Source organism: Mycobacterium montefiorense (genome assembly GCF_025823255.1).
Lineage (GTDB): Bacteria > Actinomycetota > Actinomycetes > Mycobacteriales > Mycobacteriaceae > Mycobacterium > Mycobacterium montefiorense.
Genome location: NZ_JACKVL010000013.1, coordinates 31741 through 55403 on the forward strand (window position 1 = coordinate 31741; position 23663 = coordinate 55403).

Here is a 23663-nt window from a genome sequence, read left to right on the forward strand (position 1 = left end):
TTCCAGCTGAAGACAAATTAATCTCGAATGAGATGCTAATATATCAAATGCACAAGAATCGCACTACATCGGCGGGGAGCCTATGACGACGAATCGGGACAAGATGCTTCGGAAGGCGGCCGAATTTCTTGGCCAGCGACCTGCGGCGTCCCTCGATGAAATAGCGACCGCGTTGACGGTAAGCCGCGCGACCCTGCATAGGCATTTCGCGGGTCGGCCCGCGTTGATTGCGGCCTTGCGTGACGTAGCGGTCACGGAACTCGAAGCGGCGTTGACGTCGGCGCGGCTAACCGAAGGTTCGGCAATTGAGGCGCTGCAAAGACTCGTGATTGCCTGCGAGCCGGCTGCGGGATATCTGGTGCTGATGTACAGCCAGTCGCGCGAGCTTGATGTAGAAGAAACGCTAAGCTTTTTCAACACGCTGGATGACGCAATCACCACTCTATTCGCCCGTGGCCAACAAGCAGGCGAATTTCGTACCGATCTCACAGCAGTATGGCTAACCGAGGCTTTCTATAGCCTGGTCACAGGTGGCGCCTGGGCAATTCAAATTGGTCGCGTGGCTGGACGCGATTTCACCCATATGATCACAAGCCTGCTGCTGCAGGGAATAACTGTCGCGGCAGACTTGAAGAGGTCCCCCTGAGACCTATCGGGCAAATAATGCAAAACGACCCGCCACGGTTTTGTGGCGGGTCGCTGCGACGGAATCAGCCGGCCATGAACTCGTGGTAGGCGGACTCCAGATTCCCCGGGAGCGCCGACACGTTGCACTGACGCTCGATGTCGCCGATCGGCGAAAGAATCCCACGCAGGTCGTTGTACTCCTGCGGGTGCGCGGTGAAGTAGCCGCGCAGGCTGGATGCAGCCTCCGGGCGCGGCTGTCCGTAGGCAGCCATGACGACCTGGTTAGCGCCGGGGTGAGCGGCGAGATACTGCTCAGCTGCGCCCTGCGCTGAGGAGACCGTGGCATTCACGCCTGCCGGGCTGCAGTCGGGTGTGGCGGCCGCCGATGGCGCACCGACGATACCCAAGGCCATTGCCCCGAGTAGACATCCGGCACTGATGCCGGCGATTCGTCGGCGCGCGACGATACTGCTGAGATTCATGATTGATATTGCCCTTCGAATCGGTCCAAAGTTGATTCGCGGGGATTCCCGATTCCCCGAGATCCAAGGTAGCTGAGCCGAATGTCGGCAACGCCTCACTGACGTGCGCAGCTAATCGCAGAATCCGCCGGAGTTCTTGCCGCCACCGAGCCCGTCCAGTAAATATTCGCACGTCGTGATCGAATCGTGACCAACTGAAGCGGGTACCAGTAAAATCTCTTTACGGGACCTGGGGAGCATCGATTGCGGGCTTCCGGATCGCCGCAAAGATATCCATCGTTGCCAGCGATCTCACCGCGACGGCAGTCACCTCCGGCGGCTAGCATGTGCGTGGCGTCAATGCCGTTACTGCCAGGCGGGAGTTCTGATGGTCGAGATTCACTTGGAACGGACGATCGCAGCACCTGTGGAACAGGTCTTCGACTGGCTGGCCGACCCGGTCAATCTGGCGGCCTCGCCGTTGGCCCTCAAGGGCAAATGGGCCAAGGGCACATCCGGCCCGGGCCCCGGTGCGTTGCGCGAGGTTATCGCGGTCGGCAGCTGGTTCCGCGAAGAACTCACGGTCTACGACCGGCCACACAGCTATAGCTACTTGATCGTCCGGTCGATCCCGCCGTTCAATCACGACGGCGGCACTCTGACATTCACTGCCGCGGGCGATGGGACGCACGTCGACTGGCTGACCAACTACACCCACCCGGCCGCAGCGGGAGGCAAGGTGCTGGAAGCGCTCACCCGCCGACTGTTGCGATCAAGTTTCCTCGCAATCCTGAACGCATGCGCGAAGGCGCTCGAGAAGTAGCGCCGACTTCTGCGGTAGCCCAACGCTTTAGCGTGGCTGTCAATGATGCGGGACGACGGAGTCGGCCAGTTGTGCGCCAATCGCGACTGCGACGATGATCAGCACCAGCGCGATGGTTGGCCACACCCACATGACCCGTTTGCGCGCTGCCGCGATGATGATGCCGCCGACAGCGATTAGCGCCGCGACTCCGACACCACCCCACGTCACCGCGTAGGCCCAATCGAGTGCCGAGGTGTCGCAGTTGTTGTTTGAGCACGAATCGGTCGCCATCACGAAAAAGAAGGAAAACGAAATCGACACAACTCCGGCGATGGTGGCGAGCACGAACATGATGACCGTGGCGATGGCGTCGCCCGTCGAGCGCTGCGTGTGCCGGGGAGGCTGGGAAACATGCGGATCCTGCGATGCCGTCATGCATCAGTTATGCCCAATCCCCGGCTCAGTAATCACGCGGTAAAGCCGCGACCATGATTTCGACCTGGGCGCGGCTGAGCGCGGTGACGCTTCCGTCCGGCAGCCCGAGAACCCGGTCGACGGCCAATCCGTGCAGCTTGAACCTGTTCGCTAAGATTTCGATGGCTTTCTCCCTGCCGGGCTCGTCGGTGGCGTCGATGATCTGGACCACGTTGGCGTTGATGCGCGCGGCCAGGCCTTGAATCATGTCGGCGACACCTTCGGGGTCGAACGTGTGGAAGACGCCCTCGGCTACTCCATCGGCGATCAGGCGGGTGAGCAGCGGCCGGGTCAGTCCTTCGCTCACCGCGATGATGCGCTCGTACAGGTGCGCGTTTCCGGGTCGCAACAGCGAGACCATCGCCGCTAATTGCGCGGGCGTCCCCATCTGCATCTTGACGTCAAAACCGGCCTGCAACAGCGTATTCAGCCGATCCAAGGCATTGCCGTCACAGCCGGCAGCAGCCCGTTCGATCGCCGCGAGTTGGCTGCGGGCGCTGCGTTCGGCCAGCGTCGTGATGAGCGCGTCCTTCGACGGAAACCAATGATAGAAGGCGCCTTTGGAGACACCGGCATCCGCGATCAGGTCGTTGAGGCTGACATTGTCGTAACCGCGTGCAACGAACAGCGCGACGGCGCGATCCAGAATCTCGGCACGGCGGACGTCGGGATGCTTAACTACCCGCGGCATTCGCCCGATCCTGCTCGACCGGTTTCGCGACCCATCCCACGTAGGTCAGGTACAAGCCGACCAGCGCGATTCCGGCGAAGATGGCACGCACCAGCGGAATCGCATTTTCTTCCATGCTCTTGCCGGCCGCGTCGTAGACATCAGGTATCGCCAGGATGAGTATGCCGCGGATGGCGAGAAACCATCCGAGCAGCGACACCAAAACTGCTGCGACACTTCGCCAATACTGGTGAAAGGCGATGATGACGCTGCCCCACAGCAGCAGCAGCGCCCCAAGCTCCCACTGCCACATCGGATCACTGCTGAACTCCCGCAGCAGCACCGGCATCTGCGATGTCGCCCGCACGGCGACGATGGACGGCACGATCAAAAAGAACGGCCCGAAGGCGCGCGCGAACATCCGGGTACGGATCTGCGATGGATCTGGCTCGCTCATTGCTACCTCCACTGACGGATGCCCGAAACGATAACCGACCAGTGGTCGGTATACAAGACCATCGGTCGGTCAGCCAGATACGGGTGTTTGCCCGCTGGCGGGGTATTCGGGGGAGATGGACATTGCCAAGGACATCAAGGACTTCTTGATGTCCCGACGGGCCAGAATCCGCCCTGAGCAGGTGGGCCTGCCGCCGGGTCGGCGGCGGCGGGTGCCCGGATTGCGGCGTGCGGAAGTCGCCCAACTGGCCGGGGTGAGCATCGAGTACTACACGCAGGTCGAGCGGGGGAACGTGGCCGGCGTCTCCGACGACGTCCTGTATGCCGTTGCCCGGGCACTGCAACTCGGGGAGGCGGAGGAAGCTCATCTGTTCGATCTTGTTCGTGCCGCCACCGGCAAGGGCGATCGAACCCGACCGGCACGCCCGGCCGGCCAGACCATGCCCGACGGTGTTCAGGCATTGCTGGACAGCATGGTCACCGCGCCGGCAATCGTGATCAACGGCTCCCTCGATCTCGTGGCCGCCAACGCGCTCGGGCACGCGCTGTACGCACCCGTCTTTTCCGGTGCGAAGGCGACGCCGAACCTGGCACGTTTCATGTTTTTCGATGCTGTCGCCGATCAGTTCTTTCCCGATTGGGCCCGTGAAGCCGACGACGTCGTTGCGCTGCTGAGAGCCGAAGCGGCACGTTCGCCAGACTCGCCCCAGGTCACCAGCCTTATCGCCGAGCTCAAGACCCGCAGCGCCAAGTTCCGCACTAGTTGGGCGGCCCACAATGTCAAAGCACATCGCCACGGCGTCAAGCGATTCCGGCATTCCGACGTCGGAGAACTGTCATTGACCTACAACGTCTTCGATATCACCGGCGTGGGCGGATTGTCGTTGATCGGCCATACCGCGCAACCGCATTCACGGTCTGACGAGGCGTTGACGCTGCTCGCCAGTTGGACCGCGACCGACCACGAGTTCAATTCGGACATCCGCAACGACAACGCGTCCAGGTAGCTACGATCGCCGGATGTCGGTTGCGCTGCTTCGTGAGATGTTCGACCGGATGGTCGTCGCGAAAAATGCCGGGCTCATCGAGCACTACTACCATCCCGACTTCGTCATGTCGTCCGACGGATTGACGCAGAACTTCGACGAATTCCGCGACAGTCACCGCGAGATCTACACCACGCCAATCAGCTACACGATCGAGTACGACGAGCAGGCGTGGGTGGAAGCCGCGGACAAAGTCGCCGGCCGGGTGTGGATCACCACGTCACGTCCGGGTGAGACGCCGACCCGCATCGAGGTCGTGCTCATCGCCGCGTTCCGCGACGGGCGGATCCACCGGGTCTGGGAGACAACGTGGCCAAGTTGGCGCAACGTGGCTGCACTCGAAAAGTATTGAACTATATGGTATTTCGTGCTAATCCTTCAGGCGGTGCGCCAACTGCTCGGCGGCGTACCGGCCGCTGAGCACCGCACCAATGACGGTGGACGGATTGTTGACACCGATCGCCTCGCCCGCCAGGTAAAGCCTGTCGCCAATGGGTTCCTGCAGGCGGCGCCGGTCGTCCGGCCCGGAACCGGGAGCGTGGAATGAATAGCTGCCCCGCGCATATGGGTCGGTGGTCCAGCTCGACGTCAGGACTTGCACCGGCGAGATTTCGTCGCCAAAAAGCTGACGAGCGATCGGCAGCGCCCGGGCCGTCACGTCAGCCGGAGAAGATGACTCCACCAACCGGCCGCGGGCGCCGGCGTTGAACGCCACCACGATCGGACCGGCGGCGCCCGACAAGGCGAACCACTGCGCCCACGCGCCCGGGTCGGTCCCCATGAAGAGATAAAAGGCGTTGTCGGTCTTCCACGTACGCCGGTTGAAGCGGAAAAAGGTTTTGGACAGCGCGCCGAAGCCGAGCGCATTCACCGCGCGGGTGTATCCCTCGGGAAGCGGCGGGTCGAAGGCTATCGACCCCGCTTTGAGGACGCCGAGAGGAACCGTGACGATCGCGGCGGGCCCTTCGAACGATTGGTTCCCGGCGTGCACGATGACGGAGTTGTCGCGCCGAGTGACTGCGGTGACCGGTGTCTTCAGGACGATCTGAAGTCCGTCGGCGAGCAGCTTCGGCAGGGCGTCGTAGCCGTTGGTGATGACGGCTTGGTCGCCATCGGCGTAGTCACCGTCGTCAAATGTTGTGGCGGAGAGCTGATCTGCACCAGCCGCGAATTCGTCCTCGATCTCGGTGGCGACGAAGAACGCCAGCTGGGCGCGATCTGAGGCGGAAAGCTCTTCGCGTTTTGCTGCGGCGTCGACGGCGGCCCCGAGACTCCCGCCGGTGACACGGTCACAAGCCTGCTCGACGAACCGGCGCCAAGGGTCAGGGTCGTAGTCCACCGGTGGTAACTGGCGATCCACCGCGAGCTTTGCCCACCCGTAATAGTCGGTCGGGATGACCTGAACCTGTGCCTTGCGCGCCAGCTTCATCATCGGACCGTCGGCAGTGCCGTGGATCCAGGACGCACCCATCTCGATCGGCACACCCCAGTCGCGGTTGGTGTAGACGCGGCCGCCGACGCGATCGCGGGCTTCGATCAGCCGCACCGGCCATCCCGCGTCGACGAGACTGCGCGCTGCAGCCAAGCCCGCCATGCCCGCGCCGACGATCAGGACCGACTGGGTGTCCGGTTTGATCTCCGGCGGCGGGGGCGGCAAGGACTCGGAATGTTCACGCGGTGTGCAGGCGGCCGCCAGCCCACCAGTGACCGTGCTCATCGTTGCTGTGAGCACCGCCCGACGGGACATCGGGAACATGACAGTTAGCCTCTCACATGGAAAACGGCGCCGTACCGCAGTTTGCTCGTTGCCGAGACATTGTGTGCTGTAATTCGGCGCGCGGGTTCGAAGAAATTGCATAGTTGGACGCCCGTGCCGATATAAGATTGTTGAATCCGGGGGTGCGGCAACGGGGCCGTGTTCGAGGGGGGAGCTGGCGATGAGTGCTCGACGATCAATCCGTGTGGCCGACCCGCTTCCCGACGTACTGCCGCCGAGTCGCACCCTGACCGTCCGCGCGGTCGACGGCACTCCGTTGGACGCGGAGGTCTTCGGGCCGCCCGACGGCTATCCGATCGTGTTGAGCCACGGCATCACCTGCGCGATCAGAGCGTGGGCGTACCAGATCGCCGACCTGTCGGCCGATTACCGGGTGATCGCGTTCGACCACCGCGGCCACGGCCGCAGCGGTGTCCCGCGCCGCTGCGGGTACAGCCTCAAACACCTTGCCTCCGACTTGGATTGCGTGTTGGAGGCGACGGTGGCACCGCACGAGCGTGCGGTACTGGCTGGCCACTCGATGGGCGGCATCACGATCGCCGCCTGGTCGGCGCGCTACCGCCACAAAGTCCATCGGCGCGTCGATGCCGTTGCGCTGATCAACACGACCACCGGTGACCTGGTGCGCCAGGTGAAGCTCTTCTCGGTACCGGGCCAATTGTCGCCGGCACGCGTGATGGCCGCGCGCAGCCTGATCAACGTGTTCGGTGGATTCCCGATCCCCAGTGCGGCGCTGCTGGCCAGTCGCTCATTTGTCGCGATGCTGGCAGTCGGCAAGGATGCCGACCCAAGCGCTGCCCGACTGATCCACGAGTTGTTCGCACAGACATCGCCCGCCGGGCGCGGTGGTTGCGCGAGGACGCTGGTCGAATCGCTGGGCTCGCGGTACCTCGACCTGTCCGGGTTGACGGTGCCGACCCTGGTCATCGGCAGCGAACAGGACCGGCTGACGCCGATCGGAGCCTCCCGCGAGATCGCACGGACCGCGCCCAACGTCGTCGGCCTCGTCGAGCTGCCCGGCGGCCACTGCTCGATGCTGGAACACCACCGTGAGGTCACCGGCCAGCTGCGGTTGCTCGCCGAGTCCGTTGCCCTGCCGGTCGCGCAGATCAGCTCATAGCAGGGCGCTGACCGCGGCGGCCGCTCGCCGGCCGGACCGCACGGCGCCGTCGAAGAACCCGGTCCACTCGTCTGCGGTCTCGGTGCCCGCCCAGTGAATCGGCCCGACCGGTTCCCGCAGCCACGACCCGAATCGCGTCCACGAGCCCGGCGGCACCGCCGCGGTCGGACCGCCCGGAGCGAAATCCTCAGTACCCCAACGATGGTCCACATAATCGAGGGGTTTCAGTGCCTCGTCGCCGAACAGCGACGCAAAGCAACGCAACGCGTCACGGCGGCGCTGGTCGGTGGGCAGCGAATCGAACGCCCGGGCGTCGACAAATCCCATCAGGATGCCCGGCCCGTCGGCCTGTGGACTGACATCGAAGGTGATGAACACCGGCCCCCGGTCGGAGAGCGCTTGTCCGGAGAATCCGTTGGCCCGCCAGAACGGGGTCGAATACGCGGCGAAGGCCTTGCTGAGCCGGCCCTGCGGCCATTGCCCGGCCAGTTGCTGGTACTCGACGGGCAGCGGGGGAGTGAACTCGATGGACGCACGATGAGCCGGCGGGATTGCGACGATGACGAACCCGGCGTCGGCCTGGCCGCGCTCGGTTGTGACCGTGACGCCCGAACCGTGCCGCTCGATGCGGCGGACCGGGGCGTTCAGCACGACACGCTCGCCCAGTTCGTCCGCCGCTGCCTGCGCGATCTGCTGCGTGCCCCCCTGGAAATGGTCCTGCTGGGCACCGTCCTCGACGTCGAGCAGCCGATCCAGGCCACCCGCGGCGCGTACGTAGCGCACCGCATGCAGCATCGACACGTCGTCGAGTTCGCATCCCCAGGTCACCCGGGCCATGATGGCCATCAGGTCGCGAGACGAGGCGGTGGCACGCACCGAGCGCAACCACTGCCCGAAAGACACGTCGTCAAGCTCACGGGCGCGGTGCGCATGCCACGGCGCGTCCACCGGAATGCCGTTGGCAATTCTTTCGAATTGCCAACGCAGCCTACCGATGTCGAGCAACCCGGTCAACGAAAGTTTGGGGATGGTGCCCCGGTAGGACCGCGTCCAGCCACGCCAGTGGATAACGTTCTTGCCGTCGTGGTGCGTAGGCATGGTCGGGATCTGCAGCTCGGCCGCCAGCTTCAGCACGGCGTCCTGAGTCGGACCGACAAACGCGCCGCCCATGTCCACCGGCAATCCTGCGACGCTACCGGTGAACGATCGCCCGCCGACCCGGTCGCGGCCTTCGAAGACCACCACGTCGTGGCCCTCTTGAGTCAGCTCTCGCGCCGCCGTGAGGCCGGCAAAGCCGGCGCCGATCACAACAACATCGACAGTCCACGACGGCATCGTCACATCCTCTAGTGAACCCCATTGTGCTGTGCCAGCGGTACCCAGCTCCCGGGCGACCGTCGGCTTGCTGCGGGGATTCACCCCCGAACGTGCCGACAAGGTCGACTTTCGGCGCGAAAAGGCTACGGCGCAACCGTTAGCCAGTCGGCGAAACCGGACGGGTCGTGGCGGCCCAGCGCGCCATGCTCGTAGAGGCCCCAACCCTCGACCGGAGCCTTAGCGCCCTCGGTGCAGACCGCGCGACCGACATGGTCGATCACCCCGAAGCCGGAGCGTCCGATGATCGCCGGGTCGGTCATGTCGTAGGTCAGGCGTTCGGCGAACTTCTCGCCCTTCCACATGCCGTGTATCCAGTCCGAATCGCCACCGTAGCCGCCACCTACGTGAATGGGCACCGGTAATTTGGACTCGACGTCGAAGTGGATGGGACCGCCGTCCGGAGTGGTTGCGTCGATCGTGGCGCCGGTCGGAATGCGGGTGCCGGAGCGGTAGTGGATCTTGACCCGGGGCCAGCCCAGCTGCTCGACACGGCCGTCGCGCCAGATCCGGGTACAGTCGTTGAGCGAGCGGAACCCGTTGGGTTCTTCCTGGATGATCAGCACGATGGCGAAGTCGTCGAAAGCCATTGGTACGTATAGCCACCACATGCCCTCGAACGGCGGGTCGGCTGGCCGGCCCGCGGGCTCCGCCTCACCGATCGGCCGGATGCCCCACGACCGGTCGCGGCTGCCCAGCCAGGTGTTGGGGTCGACTGTGATTTCCTCGCCGTCGACAACGATGTGCCCACTCCAGCTGCCGAGCTGGGCGAAACGCTGCGCGTCTAGCGTGACCCGATTGCCGGAGCGCAGGACGTGTGGCTGTTCCTGGACTACGTCGAATAGACCCCTCCAGGTGAGATCGGCTGCAATGCCCTCGGTTTCGTCCAGGACGATCCGCAGCTGGTGTAGCGGATCGATGACCTCGACGCGGTAACCGTTGACGTGCTGGTTGAGCCGGTCTTGATCGATGGCGTCCGAAAGGTGCACCGCGGTTTGCGTGTCCCCGCGCCTGATGAGCACGAACGCATCCTTGACGCCGAGGTTGGGGTAGTAGCCAATGCCGCTGATCAAGAAGATGTTTCCGGTGCGGTCGTGGGCGTTGTAGTAGGACCGATCATAGAAGTTGCGGTCCGAGGAGCCGGGCCACGCGATCGGCTGGGGGATCTGGTGTACCGGGTACTCGTCGAGCGGTCCGAGCATTACTGGTCCTCTCCGATAAGACGTTTCATCAATCCGGCGTGATAGAACAGCGACTCGACGTCGTCGGGCTTTTCGGTTTCGCCGAAGTGCACCCGCCGCGCACCCGTGCGCATGAACACACACGCCCACATCACGCCGGAGTACAGGTAGAACCAGCGCAGGTCGCCCACGTCGAAGCCGGTAAGTCGCTGGTAGGTGGCGCGCACGTCCTCCTCGCGCATCACATCGGGCAATCCCGGCAGCCCCGCAAGCCCGGTGAGCTCCTGGAACACCATGTGCGCGTAGATCATCCACGCGACATCGAGCTCGCGCGGACCCAGCGTCACCATCTCCCAGTCCAGCACGGCCACCGGCGCGAAGTCGCGGTACAAGACATTGCCCACTCGTGCGTCGCCCCACAGCAACACGGGCTCGCGAGCGTCCACTTCCGTTGGCCAGTTGTCGTCCAGCCAGGCGAATGTGCGTTCCAGCAGCGATGATCGGCCGATGTCCGGTACTGCGAAGTCGTACCAGTCCCGCACCCAGTTGTAGTGCCGACGCAACGCGGTATCGCCCTGCTGCCCTTCGGATAGGAATCCGAATGTGTTCTGGGCGTTGGGAATTGAATGCAGCTTCGCCAGGACCCCAACTGTGGCATCCTGAAGTTCGCGCTGTTGCTCGACGGGAGCATCGGCGAACCAGTTGTTGCCGAAGGTGTAGGGCATGACGTCGGGCGGTACCACGCCGGCGACGTAGTCCATCACGAAGAAGGGTGTGCCCAGGACGTCGCCGGTGGACTCGAGCCAGCGCACCGGCGGGACCGGCACCTCGGTGATTTCGCCGACCTTGCGGATCACCTCGAATTGGTGGTCAAGGCGATAGGTGGGGAAGACTTGCACGTCCTCGGCGCTGGGCGCGACCCGCGTAACCAGCTTCTGCTCGATCGACTGCCCACCGTCGGTCCAGCGGGCGGTCAGGATGATCGTTTCCGACGACATGCCGGTCGAGTCGACGCCGCTTTCGACGGTGACGTCGGGTGTCGCGCCGTTGGGTAGGACGGTGGACAGCCATTTCGACATCACCGCCGGCAGCGTCGTGACGTCTCGGCTGGAGCGCTGAAGCCGGTCGACGTTGTCGAGCACAGGTTCATTGGCCACGGGGTGCCTCCATTCGTTGAGACCTTTCGCGGCAATTACGATACGGTAGGTAGCGTTATGAAAGCAGACCCGTCCGACCTTGACAAGGCCCCAGGTGCGGGGCGCCCCCGGGATCCGCGTATTGACTCTGCCATCCTGGCGGCGACCGCGGAACTGCTCGTGGAAATCGGCTATTCGAACCTCACCCTGGCCGCCGTCGCTGAGCGGGCCGGCACCACGAAATCGGCGCTGTATCGCCGGTGGTCGAGTAAGGCGGAACTGGTGCACGAAACGGCGTTTCCAACGGCGCCCAGCGCGCTGGAGACGCCGGCCGGTGATTTTGCCGCCGACCTGCGGATGATGATCGAGGCGGCGCGGGATGTGTTCACCACCCCGGTGGTGCGGGCGGCGTTGCCGGGGCTGGTAGCCGACATGACGGCCGATTCCGAACTCAATGCACGGGTGATGTCGCGCTTCAACGACTTGTTCGCCGCGGTGCGGGTGCGGCTACGTGAGGCCGTCGACCGAGGTGAGGCGCATCCCGATGCGGATCCGGACCGATTGATCGAGCTGATCGGCGGAGCGACGATGCTTCGGATGCTGCTGCGCCCGGACGAAAAGCTGGACGAGCTGTGGGTGGAGCAGACCACCGCCATCGTCGTACACGGGGTGACGCGATGACCCAGCGACTTGCCGGGCGTGCCGCGATAGTCACCGGCGGTAGCCGCGGTTTGGGTCGCGCCATCGCGCTGGCGTTCGCGGCCGAGGGCGCGGCCGTGGCGGTGGCCGGACGCACCGAGCAGGTGTGGGATGACCGGCTGCCGGGAACCATCGGCGAGACGGTCGGCGCCATCGAGGCGGCGGGTGGGCGCGCGGTAGCGGTGCGCGCCGATCTGACCGACCGAGACGACGTCGCCCGGTTGGTGGGTGAGGCCCGAGATGCGTTGGGTCCCATCACCGTTCTGATCAACAATGCGGCGTTCACCGCGCCGGGCCGTCCGCCGGCGCCCGGTGGACAGCCGCGCGCGAAGCTCGTCAAGCCCGCCGGTGCCGCCAAACCCGGCTGGCCGGGGTTCGTCAGCACGCCGTTGTCGGCATTCCGCCGCCACTTCGACATCGCGGTGTTCGCGGCCTACGAGTTGATGCAGATGGTGTCCCCGGACATGATCGATGCCGGCGGCGGCTCGATCATCAACATCACCTCGGTGGCGTCGCGGCTGCCCGGCGACGGACCGTATCCGGAGCGAAACGGCGCTGTGCTGCCTGGCTACAGCGGATCCAAGGCGGCGCTTGAGCATCTCACCCAATGTGCGGCGTTCGACCTGGCCGATCACAACATCGCCGTCAACGCGCTGGCGCCGTCGAAGCCGATCATGACGCCCGGCCTGTCGTACTACGCAACGGCGTTCAATGACACCGCGCCGGAGGATGAATTCGCCCGGGCAGCGGCGCAATTGGCGTTGGTGGATCCCGCCACTGTCACCGGGCGCACCATCGGTCACCACGAGGTTCTCGACGGCAGCTTCCGGCCCTTTGCCGTCGGCTAGCGGTCGGGCCGCCCGATGCCGTCGATCCCTGGCCACACGACCGCCTGACGTGCAAGGATGAATCAAGCCTGTGCCGCAACGGCATAGGAAAAACGGCGAGTGGTGCCAAATGCCCGATAAGCCGACGGGGCGCGTCGTTGCGCTCATCGTGCTGTTGATCGTCGTTGCCGCTGCCCTGCGTGGATATCTTCCGGCTCGCGATCATGCGGCGCGTGCCGAATCGGGTGGTGGCCGCGCGGCGCTGGTGTTCGTCGTCGTCCTGCTCAGTGCGTCGCTTGCGATGTTGGCAGTCGCGGTGATCGCGCGGTTGCGGGATCCCCGTGCGGTGGCGCCGAAAACGGCGGATCTCTCCGAAATGCTCGGCACCGGTAGAGGGCGACCGAGCTGGCGGGTGTTGTTGATCGGGCTCGCGGTGATTGTCGCGTGGCTGTTGATTGCGATGCTGCTGGCCCGATTATCACTGCACTACGGTGCTCCTCCCGCCGACCATGCACCAGGAGCCGGCACGCAGCCGCACACCGCTGCACCCTCGCCGCAGCACCGGCCCCCGCACAATGACAACGGCAACATGCTGGGAATTCTGTTGGCCACCACGGTTCCGATGATGCTGATCCTCGTCGCCGGGACGCTGATCCTGTCCCGGCGCAGATTGGCCGCCACCACCCTGCACGCCCTTACCGATGACGACGTCGACTATCGGCCGCCGGTGCGTCAGTCGGAATCCCTGGTGCGCGCGGCCGAAGTCGGGCTGGCCGAGATGTCGGACCGCACGCGTGAACCGCGAGAGGCCATCATCGCGTGCTATGCCGCGATGGAACGCGAGCTCGCGAATGTCCCTGGAGCTGCTCCGCAGGAGTTCGATACACCGACCGAGGTGCTGGCTCGCGCCGTCGAACGCCATGCGCTGCATATCGATAACGCCATTCAATTGGTGAACCTGTTCGAGGAAGCACGATTCAGTCCGCACGTGATGAATGAGGGGCACCGGGACATCGCGGTCGACGTACTGCGGCTGGTTCTCGCCGAGCTTCGGAGCCCGGTATGAAAAGGCTGATAGCTCTGGGTGTTTGCTTCATCATCGGAGCGGAACTCTTGGTGCTGATCGTGCACGATCGCCCATTCGTATTGGTGGCCTCCGGTGTCGCGCTGGCCCTGGTATTGCTCGACGTTCGCCGGCTGCTGGGGCACGGGACCGAACCCGGCCGCGATCTGGACGCCGACGAAATTGGGGATTCGCTGCGTCGCTGGCTGGCCACCACCGAAACGACGATTCGCTGGGCCGAGTCCACCCGTGCGGACTGGGACCGGCATCTGCGTCCGATGCTGGCCCGCCGGTACGAAATCGCTACCGGTCAACGCCTTGCCAAGGATCCGAAGGCCTTTCAGTCGACCGGCCGCATGCTGTTCGGCACCGAACTGTGGGAGTGGGTCAATCCCAACGACATCAGCCGCACCGGCGACCGCCAGCCCGGTCCCGGCCGGGCCGCGTTCGAAGAGATCTTGAGGAGGCTGGAGCAGGTATGACAGAAGGTGCCACGATGCCGGCCGCGACCACCACCGCGCACTGCGAGGCGGTGCTCGACGAAATCGAACGCGTGGTGGTGGGGAAGCGCTCCGCGTTGACGCTGATCCTCACCGCGGTGCTCGCGCGCGGCCATGTACTCATCGAAGATCTCCCCGGACTGGGCAAGACACTGATCGCGCGATCCTTCGCCGCCGCGCTCGGTCTGCGATTCACCCGAGTGCAGTTCACCCCGGACCTACTGCCGGCCGACCTGCTCGGCTCGACGATCTACGACATGCAGTCGGGCCGCTTCGAGTTTCGCGCCGGACCCATCTTCACCAACCTGCTGCTCGCCGACGAGATCAACCGCACTCCGCCCAAGACCCAGGCGGCGCTGCTCGAGGCGATGGCCGAAGGACAGGTCAGCATCGACGGCGAAACCCACAAGCTGCCAACCCCATTCATCGTCCTGGCCACTGACAACCCGATCGAGTACGAGGGCACCTACCCGTTACCGGAGGCGCAGCTGGATCGATTCGCGATGCGGCTAGAACTGCGATACCTCTCCGAGCGAGACGAAACCTCGATGCTGCGCAGGCGTCTCGACCGCGGCTCGGCCGAGCCGACGGTCAATCAGGTGGTGGATATCCACGATCTGCTGGCGATGCGCGAATCGGTCGAGCAGGTGACGGTGCATGAGGACGTCTTGAATTACGTGGTGTCACTGGCCACCGCTACCCGGCGCCATCCGCAGGTCGCGGTCGGCGCCAGCCCGCGTGCCGAACTCGACCTGGTTCAGCTCGCCCGTGCGCGCGCGCTTTTGCTTGGTCGCGACTATGTGATCCCCGAAGACGTCAAGGCGCTCGCCGTCCCGACGGTCGCGCACCGGATCACCCTGCGCCCGGAGATGTGGGTGCGCAAGATCCAGGGCGCCGACGTCGTCGGAGAACTGTTGCGGCGCTTGCCGGTACCTCGCACCAGCGCGGAGCCCGGGTAGCTCGCGGTGAACAGTAGCGAGGTCGAGTTCCGCTGGCGTGCATCGCCATTGACACGGGCGATCGCGACCTGTGCGGGCGCTGCGCTCGCCGCCGCCGTGATCGGCGCGCATTGGCAGCTCATCGCGTTCGCGGCGCCCCTGCTCGGTGTGCTGTGCTCGATCAGCTGGCAGCACCCGGTGCCGAAGATCCACGTGCATGGGGAGCCGGAGTCGCAGCGATGCTTCGAGGGCGAGCGAGCAAGGGTGACGCTATTGGCGGCCCAGGAATTCGGGGCGCCGGTCCCGTGGGCTGTCGAGCTCACAGTTCCCACCGTCGACGGCATGGAACTCGAAGTCCTCGCTTCGGAGTCCCCGTACGCGAAAACGGTTGCGGCAGTAGCGCAGCGCTGGGGACGGTACGCGGTCGGAGCGCGGGTGGACGCGGTCGCGCGCGGCGGTCTGTTGACGGGCACGGCCACCGTCGACGCCGCCGATGTCATCGTGTTTCCGTTGACGCCGCCGCAGTCGACACCCATCCCGCGAACCGAGCTGCTCGACCGCCTCGGCGCCCACCTGACTCGCCATATCGGCCCGGGTGTCGAGTACGCCGATATTCGCCCCTACGTTCCGGGTGACCAACTGCGGGCAGTCAATTGGCCGGTTAGCGCGCGTCGCGGCCGGCTGCATGTGACGGAGCGACTGACCGATCGCGCCGCTGATGTTGTGGTGCTGATCGACGGATATCGGCAGCCCGCGGGTCCGGCAACCGACGCCACCGAACGAGTTGTGCGCGGCGCCGCTCAGGTAGTGCAGACCGCGTTGCGCTACAGCGATCGCGCGGGAATCGTCGCGCTCGGAGGTAATCGCCCGCGGTGGCTTGGCGCCGACATCGGTCAGCGGCAGTTCTATCGCGTGCTCGATACCGTGCTCGGCGCGGGCGGACGATTCGAAAACACCACCGGCACACTGGCTCCGCGCGCGGCGGTCCCGGCCGGGGCGATCGTCATCGCGTTCTCCACACTGCTGGACACGGAATTCGCACTGGCGCTGATCGATTTGCGTAAACGCGGTCATGTCGTGATAGCCGTCGACACGCTCGACAGTTCTCCATTTGATGACGAACAGGATCCGCTGGTGGACCGGCTGTGGGCGTTGCAACGCTCCTCCATGTACCGCGACATGGCAACCATCGGTGTCGACATCGTCTCTTGGCAGACAGGTCACACTTTGGAGCAGTCGATGGGCGTGATGCCGGATCGTCGTCACCGGGTGCGCGGACGGCTTCGGGGGTAGCGATGCCATCGGTCGCGCGATTCGGGGTCCATGCTCTGGCAACGGCATTCGGCTTCCTGATGGTTGGCTTGGCCGCGGCGGGAACCCACGGGCCGGCATTAGCCGCCGGGATCGCCGCGGTGGTCACGGTGGGCGCCGGGATGGTGTTTCGTCCGGCCGCCACGGTTGCCGTGCTGCTATCGGTGACCACGATCGTGATGTCCGAACCGCCATATCTCTACGTCGCACTGTCGGGGCTTTGCGCGGCCGCCTACCTGATCTGTCGCCACGCAGCCGGAATGCCGGACGCGGCCGTGATGGCAAGCTGGCCGACAATTATTGCCGCAGTGGGATTTACATTCGTCGGCGTGGTTGCGATGTCGTTCCCGCTGCACCTGCCGTGGGTGCCGTTGGCGGCGCCGCTGGCAGTGCTGGCCATCTACGTGTTGGCTACTCGCCCGTTCCTGGGTTGACCGCGCCGTTGGCCTGACAACGCGGCGAGTCATCTTCAGTTTTCCCTGCAGTTTGTTGTTTTCGTAGGTCTGTCGAAGTACCTGGAAGGATTTTAGTCCTGGCCGCTCGGTTCGGGTGTGAGGAGTATGTGGTGGCACGCGGTGTTGACGACGCCGTGGCACAGGGGGGAACCACAGTGAGCCAGGAATCACACATGACCGACTTCATCGTGGTGGGCGCAGGTGCATCGGGCAGTGTTGTCGCCCGCCGATTGTTGGACCGCGGTTACTCGGTGCATGTGCTGGAAGCCGGTCCTTCCGACACCAATCCCGATATCCACACCAGCTCCGGCTGGCCGGCGTTACTGCACAGCGGTCAGGACTGGGTATTCATGACCGCCCCGCAACGGCACGCCAACAATCGGCGCCTGTACTGGCCGCGGGGAAAAGTGTTGGGTGGCAGCAGCTCGCTCAACGGACAGATCTACCTGCGGGGCCATTGCAGTGATTACGATGGGTGGGCCCAACTCGGCTGTGCAGGATGGGATTTCGGTAGTATCTTCGGTCTATTCTTGCGTTCGGAGGATCACGTCGACGGCGCGAGCCGGTGGCATGGTGCGGGCGGACTGTTGCCGGTCGAGCGGATCACTCGACCGAACCCGACATCGGTTGCGTTCGTCGAAGCCGCGAATGACCTTGGCCACCGGTTCATCGACGATTTCAACGGTCCGCACCAGGCTGGGGTCGGGTACAGCCAGGTGACGACCCGCAATGGCCGCCGGGCCAGCGCATGGCAGAGCTTCATGGCTCCGGTGCTGGGCGACTCGCGGCTGACCGTGACCACCGGCGCACTGGTGCAGCACGTCATAATCCGTAGCGGGCGCGCCGTTGGGGTGCAATACGCCGTCGGCGGACAGATCCGTCGAGCCTGCGCCGAGCGTGAAGTGATACTCAGCGCGGGCACCCTAGGGTCGCCAAAACTACTGCTGCTCAGTGGTATTGGGCCAGCCGAACATCTCGCCGAAGTGGGTGTCAAGGTCGTGGTCGATCTGCCCGGGGTAGGGGAGAATCTGCACGACCATCTCCTGGTGAGCAATGTCTACGAAGCATCCCGGCCGATGGAGCCGGCGCACCACAACCTGCTCGAGTGCCAACTATTCACCTCCAGCGCATATTGGCGGGGTCCGGGCCCTGACCTGCAGCCGGTGTTCATGCACGTGGTGTATCCGGCCGAGGGCTACCCGGTGCCGCGCAACGGGTACACGATTGCTCCCGGCATCATCCGCCCCCGGTCGCGGGGCACACTTCGGCTGGCTTCAGCTGATCCGGCGACTGCGCCCTGGTGTGATCCCAATGTCCTGGCCGAACCCTACGACCTCGAGGCGCTGGTCGACGCCGTGGAGATCTGCCGCGAGATAGGTGCCAGTTCGGCTTTCGACGACTGGCGGTATGCCGAGGTGGCGCCGGGGCCACGGGTGCGCACCCGTGATCATCTCCGCGAATACGTGCGACGGGCGGTCGGCACCTACCACCATCAGGTCGGAACGTGCCGAATGGGCGTCGACGATGATGCCGTCGTCGCACCAGATCTCAGGGTGCGCGGCGTCGAGGGATTGAGAGTCGTCGATGCGTCGGTGATGCCGTCGGTCACGGCCGGCAACACCAACGCGCCCGCGATCATGATTGGCGAGAAAGCATCCGATCTGATCGCGGGAATGCCCACGAGTCAGCGCATTACTGCAATAACCGCGCGGCGTGATCGGCGAGATCGAGCATCGGTTGCGGGAAGATGCCCAGAATCACGGTGATCGCGGCGCAGATCGCGATCGCGATCTTGCTGAGGATTCCGGGTGCGACGACCTGTGGGGTGTCGTCGGTTGGCTCGGTGAAGAACATCAACACGATCACCCGGACATAGAAGTAGGCGGCGACGCCGCTGGCGATCACACCGATGATGACCAACGGCACGGCGCCGCCTTGTGCGGCGGCCTTGAACACGGTGAGCTTGCTGATGAATCCACTAGTCAATGGGATACCGGCGAAGGCCAGCAAAAACATCGAAAGCATTACGCCCACAATGGGAGAGCGCTGTCCGAGCCCGGCCCAATGCGACAGCTTGGCGTCCTCGACGCCGTCGGAGTTGCGAATCAGACCGACGATGGCGAACGCGCCGACCGTGCTGAAGCTGTAGGCGACCAGGTAGAACAATGTCGCCGCAAGGCCGGCCTGGTTGTCGGCAATCACACCGGTGAGGATGAAACCGACGTGGGCAACCGACGAATAGGCCAGCATGCGCTTGACGTCGGCCTGGGTCACCGCGGTGACGGTACCGACGGCCAAGGTCAGGATCGAAATCGCCCACAGCACCGGGCGCCACTCCTCGTGCAGCGGCGGCAACGCGACGTAGACCACGCGTAGCAACGCGCCGAATGCCGCGACCTTGGTCGCCGCCGCCATGAACCCGGTGATCGGGGTCGGCGCACCCTGGTACACGTCTGGAATCCACGAGTGGAAGGGCACCGCACCAACTTTGAACAACAGGCCGACCGACAACAGTGCGACGCCGACCAACGCCATCGAGCTATCACCATGGGCCGCAAGCGAATCCCGGATGCCGGTCAGCAGCAGCGTGCCAGTCGCGCCGTAGACCAACGCCACGCCGTAGAGAAAGAACGCCGACGAGAAGGCGCCCAGCAGGAAGTATTTCATTGCCGCTTCCTGCGACAGCAGCCGCCGGTGACGCGCCAGCCCGCACATCAGGTACAGCGGCAGCGACAGCACTTCTAGCGCAACGAACATCGTCAACAGGTCGTTGGCCGCCGGGAACACCATCATGCCGCCGACGGACAGCATCAGCAGCGGGAAGAGCTCGGTCTGGGCGGCTCCGGCACGTTCGGCCTCACGTTCGGCGTCACTGCCGGGGACCGCGGAAGCCTGCGGGGTAAAGGCATCCAGCCCCCAAGCACGGGCGGACACCCCCGCAGCGACTGCCACCCTGTTGGCGGTCTGGGCCATGTTGCTGCGTTCGGCGATGAAGATGACGGCCATCACGGCCACCAGCACCACGGTGCCCTGCAGGTACAGCGTGGGCCGGTCGATGGCCACCGCGCCCAGGACCGCGCTGCGACCGGACGCGGGAAGCGAGCGGCTGACCGCGATGTCGGCGACGAACGCCGCGACCAAACCACCGAGAGCCAGCGTTACCTGGGAGATGTAGCGAAAGTTTCTGGGCAGGAACGCTTCAGCCAGTACGCCGAGCACCGCGATGCCGAAGACGATGAACATCGGGCTCAGCAAGAAGTACTCGATGCTGGGGGTGGGAAGGGTCATTGGTGCGGTCCTTCGGCTGTCCTGGGTACGCCCACTTGGACGGTCGGCGGGGGATCATGCTGGCCGATGGTGATCATCGTGTGGTCCACCGCGGGGTTGATGATGTCGAGCACCGGCTTGGGATAGACGCCCAGCATAAAGAGCAGAGCCATCAACGGTGCGACGACGATCAGCTCGCGCAGCCGTAAATCGCTGATTCTCTCGTTTCCTTCGGCCACCGGTCCGGTCATCACGCGCTGGTAGAGCCACAGCATGTAGATCGCCGCCAGGACCAGCGCGGTCACCCCGAATGCGCCGGCCAGCCAGTACCGGTTGAAAGTGCCCAGTAGAACCAGGAATTCGCTGATGAACGGGGCCAGGCCGGGTAGCGAGAGGGTGGCCATGGCGGAGACCAGGAAGGTGCCGGCCAGGATCGGCGCCACCTTCTGCACTCCGCCGTAGTCCGCGATCAGCCGGCTGCCCCGCCGGGTGACCAGGAATCCCGCGATCAGGAATACTGCCGCCGTGGACAGGCCGTGGTTGAGCATGTACAGCGTCGAACCGCTCTGCCCCTGGCTCGTCATCACGAAAATACCGGCGATGATGAACCCGAAGTGCGAGATCGAGGTGTAGGCGATCAGGCGCATCATGTCTTTTTGCCCGATCGCGACGACCGCGCCGTAGATCACCCCGATGATGGCCAGCGTCACGATCAGCGGGCGGAAATACGTTGACGCATCGGGGAACAGCTGCAGGCAGTAGCGCAACATCCCGAAGGTGCCGACCTTGTCCATCACCGCTGTGATCAACACTGCCGTCGCTGGCGTGGCCTCGACCGCGGCGTCGGGCAGCCAACGGTGGAACGGCCACAGCGGGGCTTTAACGGCGAATGCGAACATGAAGCCCAGGAACAACGCCTTGAACACCGCGGGGTCCACGCCCGCGAAGCGGCCCGAGGAGACACCGGTCACGATCTCCCGGAAGTCGAAGGTGCCCGAACCATGTTGCGCGGTCACCACATACAGCCCGATCACCGCCGCCAGCATGATCAGGCCGCCGAACAGGTTGTACAGCAAGAACTTCACCGCGGCGCGTGAACGGCCGGCGCCCTTACCGAAGCCGCCGATCAGGAAGTACATCGGGATCAGCATCGCTTCGAAGAACACGTAGAACAGCAGCACATCCAGTGCGGTCACCGAGATCAGCACCATCGACTCGATGGCTAGGGTCAAGGCGACGTAGGCGTGCACGCCTCGGGTGCCCTCGCCGCCGTCGTTCCAGCCCGCCACCAGCAGCAGTGGAATCAGGATGGCGGTCAGCAGCACCAGCACCACCGCGATGCCGTCCACGCCGAGGTTGTAGCCGGCGCCGAACGTGGGAATCCAGGAATGCTTTTCCAGGAATTGGTAAGGGGCGCCACCGGTCTTGAAGCCGAGCGCGACGACGAGCGCGACTGCCAGCGTCAGGATGCTGACGACCACGCCGGTCCACTTGGCCAGCTGCCGCAGCCCGGGCGGCATCAGGATGATGATGATGGAACCCGCCAGCGGCACCAGCCACAGCACCGACAGCCATGGAATGTTCGAGCTCACCACAGTTGCACCGCCAGGATCGCCGCGACCAGCAGGGTGGCGCCCGCCAACATCGACAGCGCGTAGGAGCGGGCGAAGCCGGTCTGCATACCCCGCAAGCGATTCGAGGTCCGGCCGACCAGTGCGGCCAGGGCATTGACCGACCCGTCCACGCCCGCGTCGTCGAATTCGACCAGCGCGTCGGTCAACTGCGCGCCAGGGCGCATGAATACCTCCTCGTTGAAGGCATCGCCGTACAGGTCTCTACGTGCGGCCGTGGTGAGCGCCGATACCTGAACGGGAGCGACTCTGGGGACCTCAGACCTGCCGTACTTCTGATAAGCCACCAGGATTCCCACCGCGACCACCGCCAGCGCCAGCGTGGTGCTGATCCAGGCCGGTAGGGCGTGCGTGCTCTCTTCATGCGCACCCACGACCGGTTCCAGCCAGTGCGGCAGGGTGCCGCCGATGGCGAACAGGCCGCCGGAGAACACCGACCCGAAGGCGAGCAGGATCATCGGCCCGGACATCAGGGCCGGCGCCTCGTGCGGGTGGCTGCCAGGGGCCCAACGCTTTTCGCCGAAGAAGGTCATCAGCATCACCCGTGTCATGTAGAACGCGGTGATGCCCGCACCCAGCAGCGCGGCTCCGCCCAGCGTGTAGCCGCGGATGCCGCCGGCGCCCAGTGCCGCCTCGATGATGGCGTCCTTGGAGTAGAAGCCCGCGAACGGAGGCACACCGATGATCGCCAGGTATCCCAACCCGAACGTGACGAACGTGACGGGCAAGGCGGCGCGCAGGCCGCCGTAGCGGCGCATGTCTTGCTCCTCGTCCATCGCGTGAATGATCGAGCCCGACCCGAGGAACAACCCGGCCTTGAAGAAGCCGTGGGTGAGCAGATGCATGATCGCGAACGCGTAACCGGCGGGACCGAGTCCCGCGGCCAGCACCATGTAGCCGATCTGGCTCATCGTCGATGCCGCCAGCGCGCGCTTGATGTCGTCCTTCGCGCAGCCGATGAACGCCCCGAACAGCAGGGTCACGGCGCCGACGAGGACCACGCCGAGTTGGGTGCCGGGAGCGAGGTTGTACAGCGGGTTGGACCGCACGATCAGATACACACCGGCGGTCACCATCGTGGCGGCGTGGATCAGCGCGGACACCGGAGTCGGGCCCTCCATCGCGTCACCCAGCCAGGCCTGTAGCGGAACCTGCGCGGACTTGGCGCAGGCACCCAGTAGCAGCAGCAACCCCATCGCCGTCAGCACGCCGCGGCTGGCGGCCGGCGCGCCGGCGAAAACACCGGCATACGAGAGGGTTCCGAAAGTGCTGAACATCAAGAACATGCCCAGCGCCAGGCCGGCGTCGCCGACCCGGTTCATCACGAACGCCTTTTTGGCCGCCGTGGCCGCCGACGGCTTGTGATACCAGAAGCCGATCAGCAGATAGGACGCCAGGCCAACGCCTTCCCAGCCGACGTAGAGCACCAGGTAGTTGTCGGCGACGACTAACAGCAGCATCGAGGCCAAAAACAGGTTTAGGTATCCGAAAAATCTTCGGCGGTCCGGATCTTCGGCCATGTAGGCGACCGAGTAGATGTGGATCAACGAACCCACGCCGGAGATCAGCAGCACGAAGCAGATTGACAACTGATCGATCTGCAGACCGAAATCGACCTGGAATTGTTCGACGGGGATCCAGGTGAACACCGTCTGATGGATAGCGCGGTGCTCACTGTCGCGGCTCAGTAATTCCGACAGCAGACCGGCGCCCACTCCGAATGCCCCCAGTGCGGCGAACACACCCAGCCAATGTCCCCAGCCGTCGGTGCGTCTGCCGCCGAACAGCAAGATTGCGGCACCCGCCAGCGGTAGTGCCACGAGCAGCCAGGTCAAGTGTGCGATG

At 64.8% G+C, this 23663-nt stretch carries 24 protein-coding genes; 13 read left to right on the forward strand and 11 right to left on the reverse strand.

Features of this window, described 5'->3' with window-relative positions:
- The first annotated feature begins 82 nt into the window (after nt 1-82).
- Nucleotides 83-646, forward strand: coding sequence for a TetR/AcrR family transcriptional regulator (locus tag H7K34_RS13500; protein WP_264062511.1), 564 nt, complete (start codon nt 83-85; stop codon nt 644-646).
- Between the two features lie 64 nt (nt 647-710).
- Here the strand turns inward: H7K34_RS13500 and H7K34_RS13505 are convergent, their stop codons facing one another.
- Nucleotides 711-1109 (reverse strand): heme-binding protein, encoded by a 399-nt coding sequence (locus H7K34_RS13505; protein ID WP_264062512.1) that lies wholly within the window; start codon nt 1107-1109, stop codon nt 711-713.
- A gap of 367 nt (nt 1110-1476) precedes the next feature.
- Here H7K34_RS13505 and H7K34_RS13510 point away from each other — a divergent pair, with 367 nt between their 5' ends.
- Nucleotides 1477-1911 carry an SRPBCC family protein gene (locus H7K34_RS13510; RefSeq protein ID WP_264062513.1) on the forward strand — a complete coding sequence of 145 codons (435 nt, stop codon included), beginning with the start codon at nt 1477-1479 and terminating at the stop codon, nt 1909-1911.
- A 39-nt stretch (nt 1912-1950) separates the two neighbouring features.
- Here H7K34_RS13510 and H7K34_RS13515 read toward each other — a convergent pair whose 3' ends face one another.
- From H7K34_RS13515 to H7K34_RS13525, 3 genes are read right to left on the reverse strand one after another with little or no spacing between them, the layout of a single operon-like run.
- Nucleotides 1951-2328, reverse strand: a complete 378-nt coding sequence (locus H7K34_RS13515; RefSeq protein WP_264062514.1) for a hypothetical protein — start codon at nt 2326-2328, stop codon at nt 1951-1953.
- Nucleotides 2329-2353: 25 nt separating this feature from the next.
- A complete protein-coding gene (locus H7K34_RS13520; RefSeq protein WP_264062515.1) occupies nt 2354-3058 on the reverse strand; it encodes a TetR/AcrR family transcriptional regulator in 705 nt (234 codons plus the stop codon).
- The gene (locus H7K34_RS13525; protein WP_264062516.1) at nt 3042-3494 is read right to left on the reverse strand and encodes a hypothetical protein; all 453 of its coding nucleotides are present in this window, start codon (nt 3492-3494) and stop codon (nt 3042-3044) included. Before H7K34_RS13525 ends, H7K34_RS13520 begins: the two co-directional genes overlap by 17 nt.
- Before the next feature lie 115 nt (nt 3495-3609).
- On the opposite strand from H7K34_RS13525, the gene H7K34_RS13530 reads away from it, so the two are divergent.
- Both H7K34_RS13530 and H7K34_RS13535 read left to right on the forward strand, forming a co-directional pair.
- Complete coding sequence (locus H7K34_RS13530) at nt 3610-4500, forward strand: helix-turn-helix transcriptional regulator (protein WP_264062517.1); 891 nt, start codon at nt 3610-3612, stop codon at nt 4498-4500.
- Nucleotides 4501-4513: 13 nt separating this feature from the next.
- A complete protein-coding gene (locus tag H7K34_RS13535; protein WP_264062518.1) occupies nt 4514-4891 on the forward strand; it encodes a nuclear transport factor 2 family protein in 378 nt (125 codons plus the stop codon).
- An 18-nt stretch (nt 4892-4909) separates the two neighbouring features.
- Here the strand turns inward: H7K34_RS13535 and H7K34_RS13540 are convergent, their stop codons facing one another.
- On the reverse strand, nt 4910-6286 hold the full coding sequence (locus H7K34_RS13540; protein ID WP_308205446.1) for a flavin monoamine oxidase family protein: 1377 nt from the start codon (nt 6284-6286) through the stop codon (nt 4910-4912).
- Nucleotides 6287-6476: 190 nt separating this feature from the next.
- On the opposite strand from H7K34_RS13540, the gene H7K34_RS13545 reads away from it, so the two are divergent.
- The gene (locus H7K34_RS13545; RefSeq protein WP_264062520.1) at nt 6477-7436 is read left to right on the forward strand and encodes an alpha/beta fold hydrolase; all 960 of its coding nucleotides are present in this window, start codon (nt 6477-6479) and stop codon (nt 7434-7436) included.
- On the opposite strand, the gene H7K34_RS13550 is transcribed toward H7K34_RS13545, so the two are convergent.
- The 3 genes from H7K34_RS13550 to H7K34_RS13560 form a co-directional block, all read right to left on the reverse strand.
- The gene (locus H7K34_RS13550) at nt 7431-8777 is read right to left on the reverse strand and encodes a flavin monoamine oxidase family protein (RefSeq protein WP_264062521.1); all 1347 of its coding nucleotides are present in this window, start codon (nt 8775-8777) and stop codon (nt 7431-7433) included. The two genes, H7K34_RS13545 and H7K34_RS13550, sit on opposite strands and share 6 nt — an antisense overlap.
- A 119-nt stretch (nt 8778-8896) precedes the next feature.
- Nucleotides 8897-10012, reverse strand: coding sequence for a hypothetical protein (locus H7K34_RS13555; RefSeq protein ID WP_264062523.1), 1116 nt, complete (start codon nt 10010-10012; stop codon nt 8897-8899).
- The gene (locus H7K34_RS13560) at nt 10012-11148 is read right to left on the reverse strand and encodes a phosphotransferase family protein (RefSeq protein ID WP_264062524.1); all 1137 of its coding nucleotides are present in this window, start codon (nt 11146-11148) and stop codon (nt 10012-10014) included. The genes H7K34_RS13555 and H7K34_RS13560 overlap by 1 nt, the downstream gene beginning before the upstream one ends.
- 57 nt (nt 11149-11205) lie before the next feature.
- Here H7K34_RS13560 and H7K34_RS13565 point away from each other — a divergent pair, with 57 nt between their 5' ends.
- The 8 genes from H7K34_RS13565 (at nt 11206) to H7K34_RS13600 (ending at nt 18686) form a co-directional block, all read left to right on the forward strand.
- Entirely contained in the window at nt 11206-11808 is a 603-nt protein-coding gene (locus H7K34_RS13565) for a TetR/AcrR family transcriptional regulator (protein ID WP_264062525.1), read from the forward strand.
- Complete coding sequence (locus tag H7K34_RS13570; protein WP_264062526.1) at nt 11805-12674, forward strand: SDR family NAD(P)-dependent oxidoreductase; 870 nt, start codon at nt 11805-11807, stop codon at nt 12672-12674. The genes H7K34_RS13565 and H7K34_RS13570 overlap by 4 nt, the downstream gene beginning before the upstream one ends.
- A 109-nt stretch (nt 12675-12783) precedes the next feature.
- The gene (locus H7K34_RS13575; protein WP_264062528.1) at nt 12784-13719 is read left to right on the forward strand and encodes a DUF4129 domain-containing protein; all 936 of its coding nucleotides are present in this window, start codon (nt 12784-12786) and stop codon (nt 13717-13719) included.
- Nucleotides 13716-14198 (forward strand): hypothetical protein, encoded by a 483-nt coding sequence (locus H7K34_RS13580; protein WP_264062529.1) that lies wholly within the window; start codon nt 13716-13718, stop codon nt 14196-14198. The genes H7K34_RS13575 and H7K34_RS13580 overlap by 4 nt, the downstream gene beginning before the upstream one ends.
- A gap of 14 nt (nt 14199-14212) precedes the next feature.
- Nucleotides 14213-15175 carry an AAA family ATPase gene (locus tag H7K34_RS13585; RefSeq protein WP_264063531.1) on the forward strand — a complete coding sequence of 321 codons (963 nt, stop codon included), beginning with the start codon at nt 14213-14215 and terminating at the stop codon, nt 15173-15175.
- A gap of 6 nt (nt 15176-15181) precedes the next feature.
- On the forward strand, nt 15182-16447 hold the full coding sequence (locus H7K34_RS13590; protein ID WP_264062530.1) for a DUF58 domain-containing protein: 1266 nt from the start codon (nt 15182-15184) through the stop codon (nt 16445-16447).
- 2 nt (nt 16448-16449) lie between these two features.
- The gene (locus H7K34_RS13595) at nt 16450-16899 is read left to right on the forward strand and encodes a hypothetical protein (protein ID WP_264062531.1); all 450 of its coding nucleotides are present in this window, start codon (nt 16450-16452) and stop codon (nt 16897-16899) included.
- A 194-nt stretch (nt 16900-17093) separates the two neighbouring features.
- Complete coding sequence (locus tag H7K34_RS13600; protein ID WP_264062533.1) at nt 17094-18686, forward strand: GMC family oxidoreductase; 1593 nt, start codon at nt 17094-17096, stop codon at nt 18684-18686.
- Here the strand turns inward: H7K34_RS13600 and nuoN are convergent.
- From nuoN to nuoL, 3 genes are read right to left on the reverse strand one after another with little or no spacing between them, the layout of a single operon-like run.
- Nucleotides 18613-20208 carry an NADH-quinone oxidoreductase subunit NuoN gene (nuoN, locus tag H7K34_RS13605; RefSeq protein WP_264062534.1) on the reverse strand — a complete coding sequence of 532 codons (1596 nt, stop codon included), beginning with the start codon at nt 20206-20208 and terminating at the stop codon, nt 18613-18615. The genes H7K34_RS13600 and nuoN overlap by 74 nt on opposite strands.
- Complete coding sequence (locus H7K34_RS13610) at nt 20205-21779, reverse strand: NADH-quinone oxidoreductase subunit M (protein WP_264062536.1); 1575 nt, start codon at nt 21777-21779, stop codon at nt 20205-20207. The genes nuoN and H7K34_RS13610 overlap by 4 nt, the downstream gene beginning before the upstream one ends.
- On the reverse strand, nt 21776-23662 hold the full coding sequence (gene nuoL / locus H7K34_RS13615; RefSeq protein ID WP_264063532.1) for an NADH-quinone oxidoreductase subunit L: 1887 nt from the start codon (nt 23660-23662) through the stop codon (nt 21776-21778). Before nuoL ends, H7K34_RS13610 begins: the two co-directional genes overlap by 4 nt.
- Nucleotide 23663 lies beyond the last annotated feature (1 nt).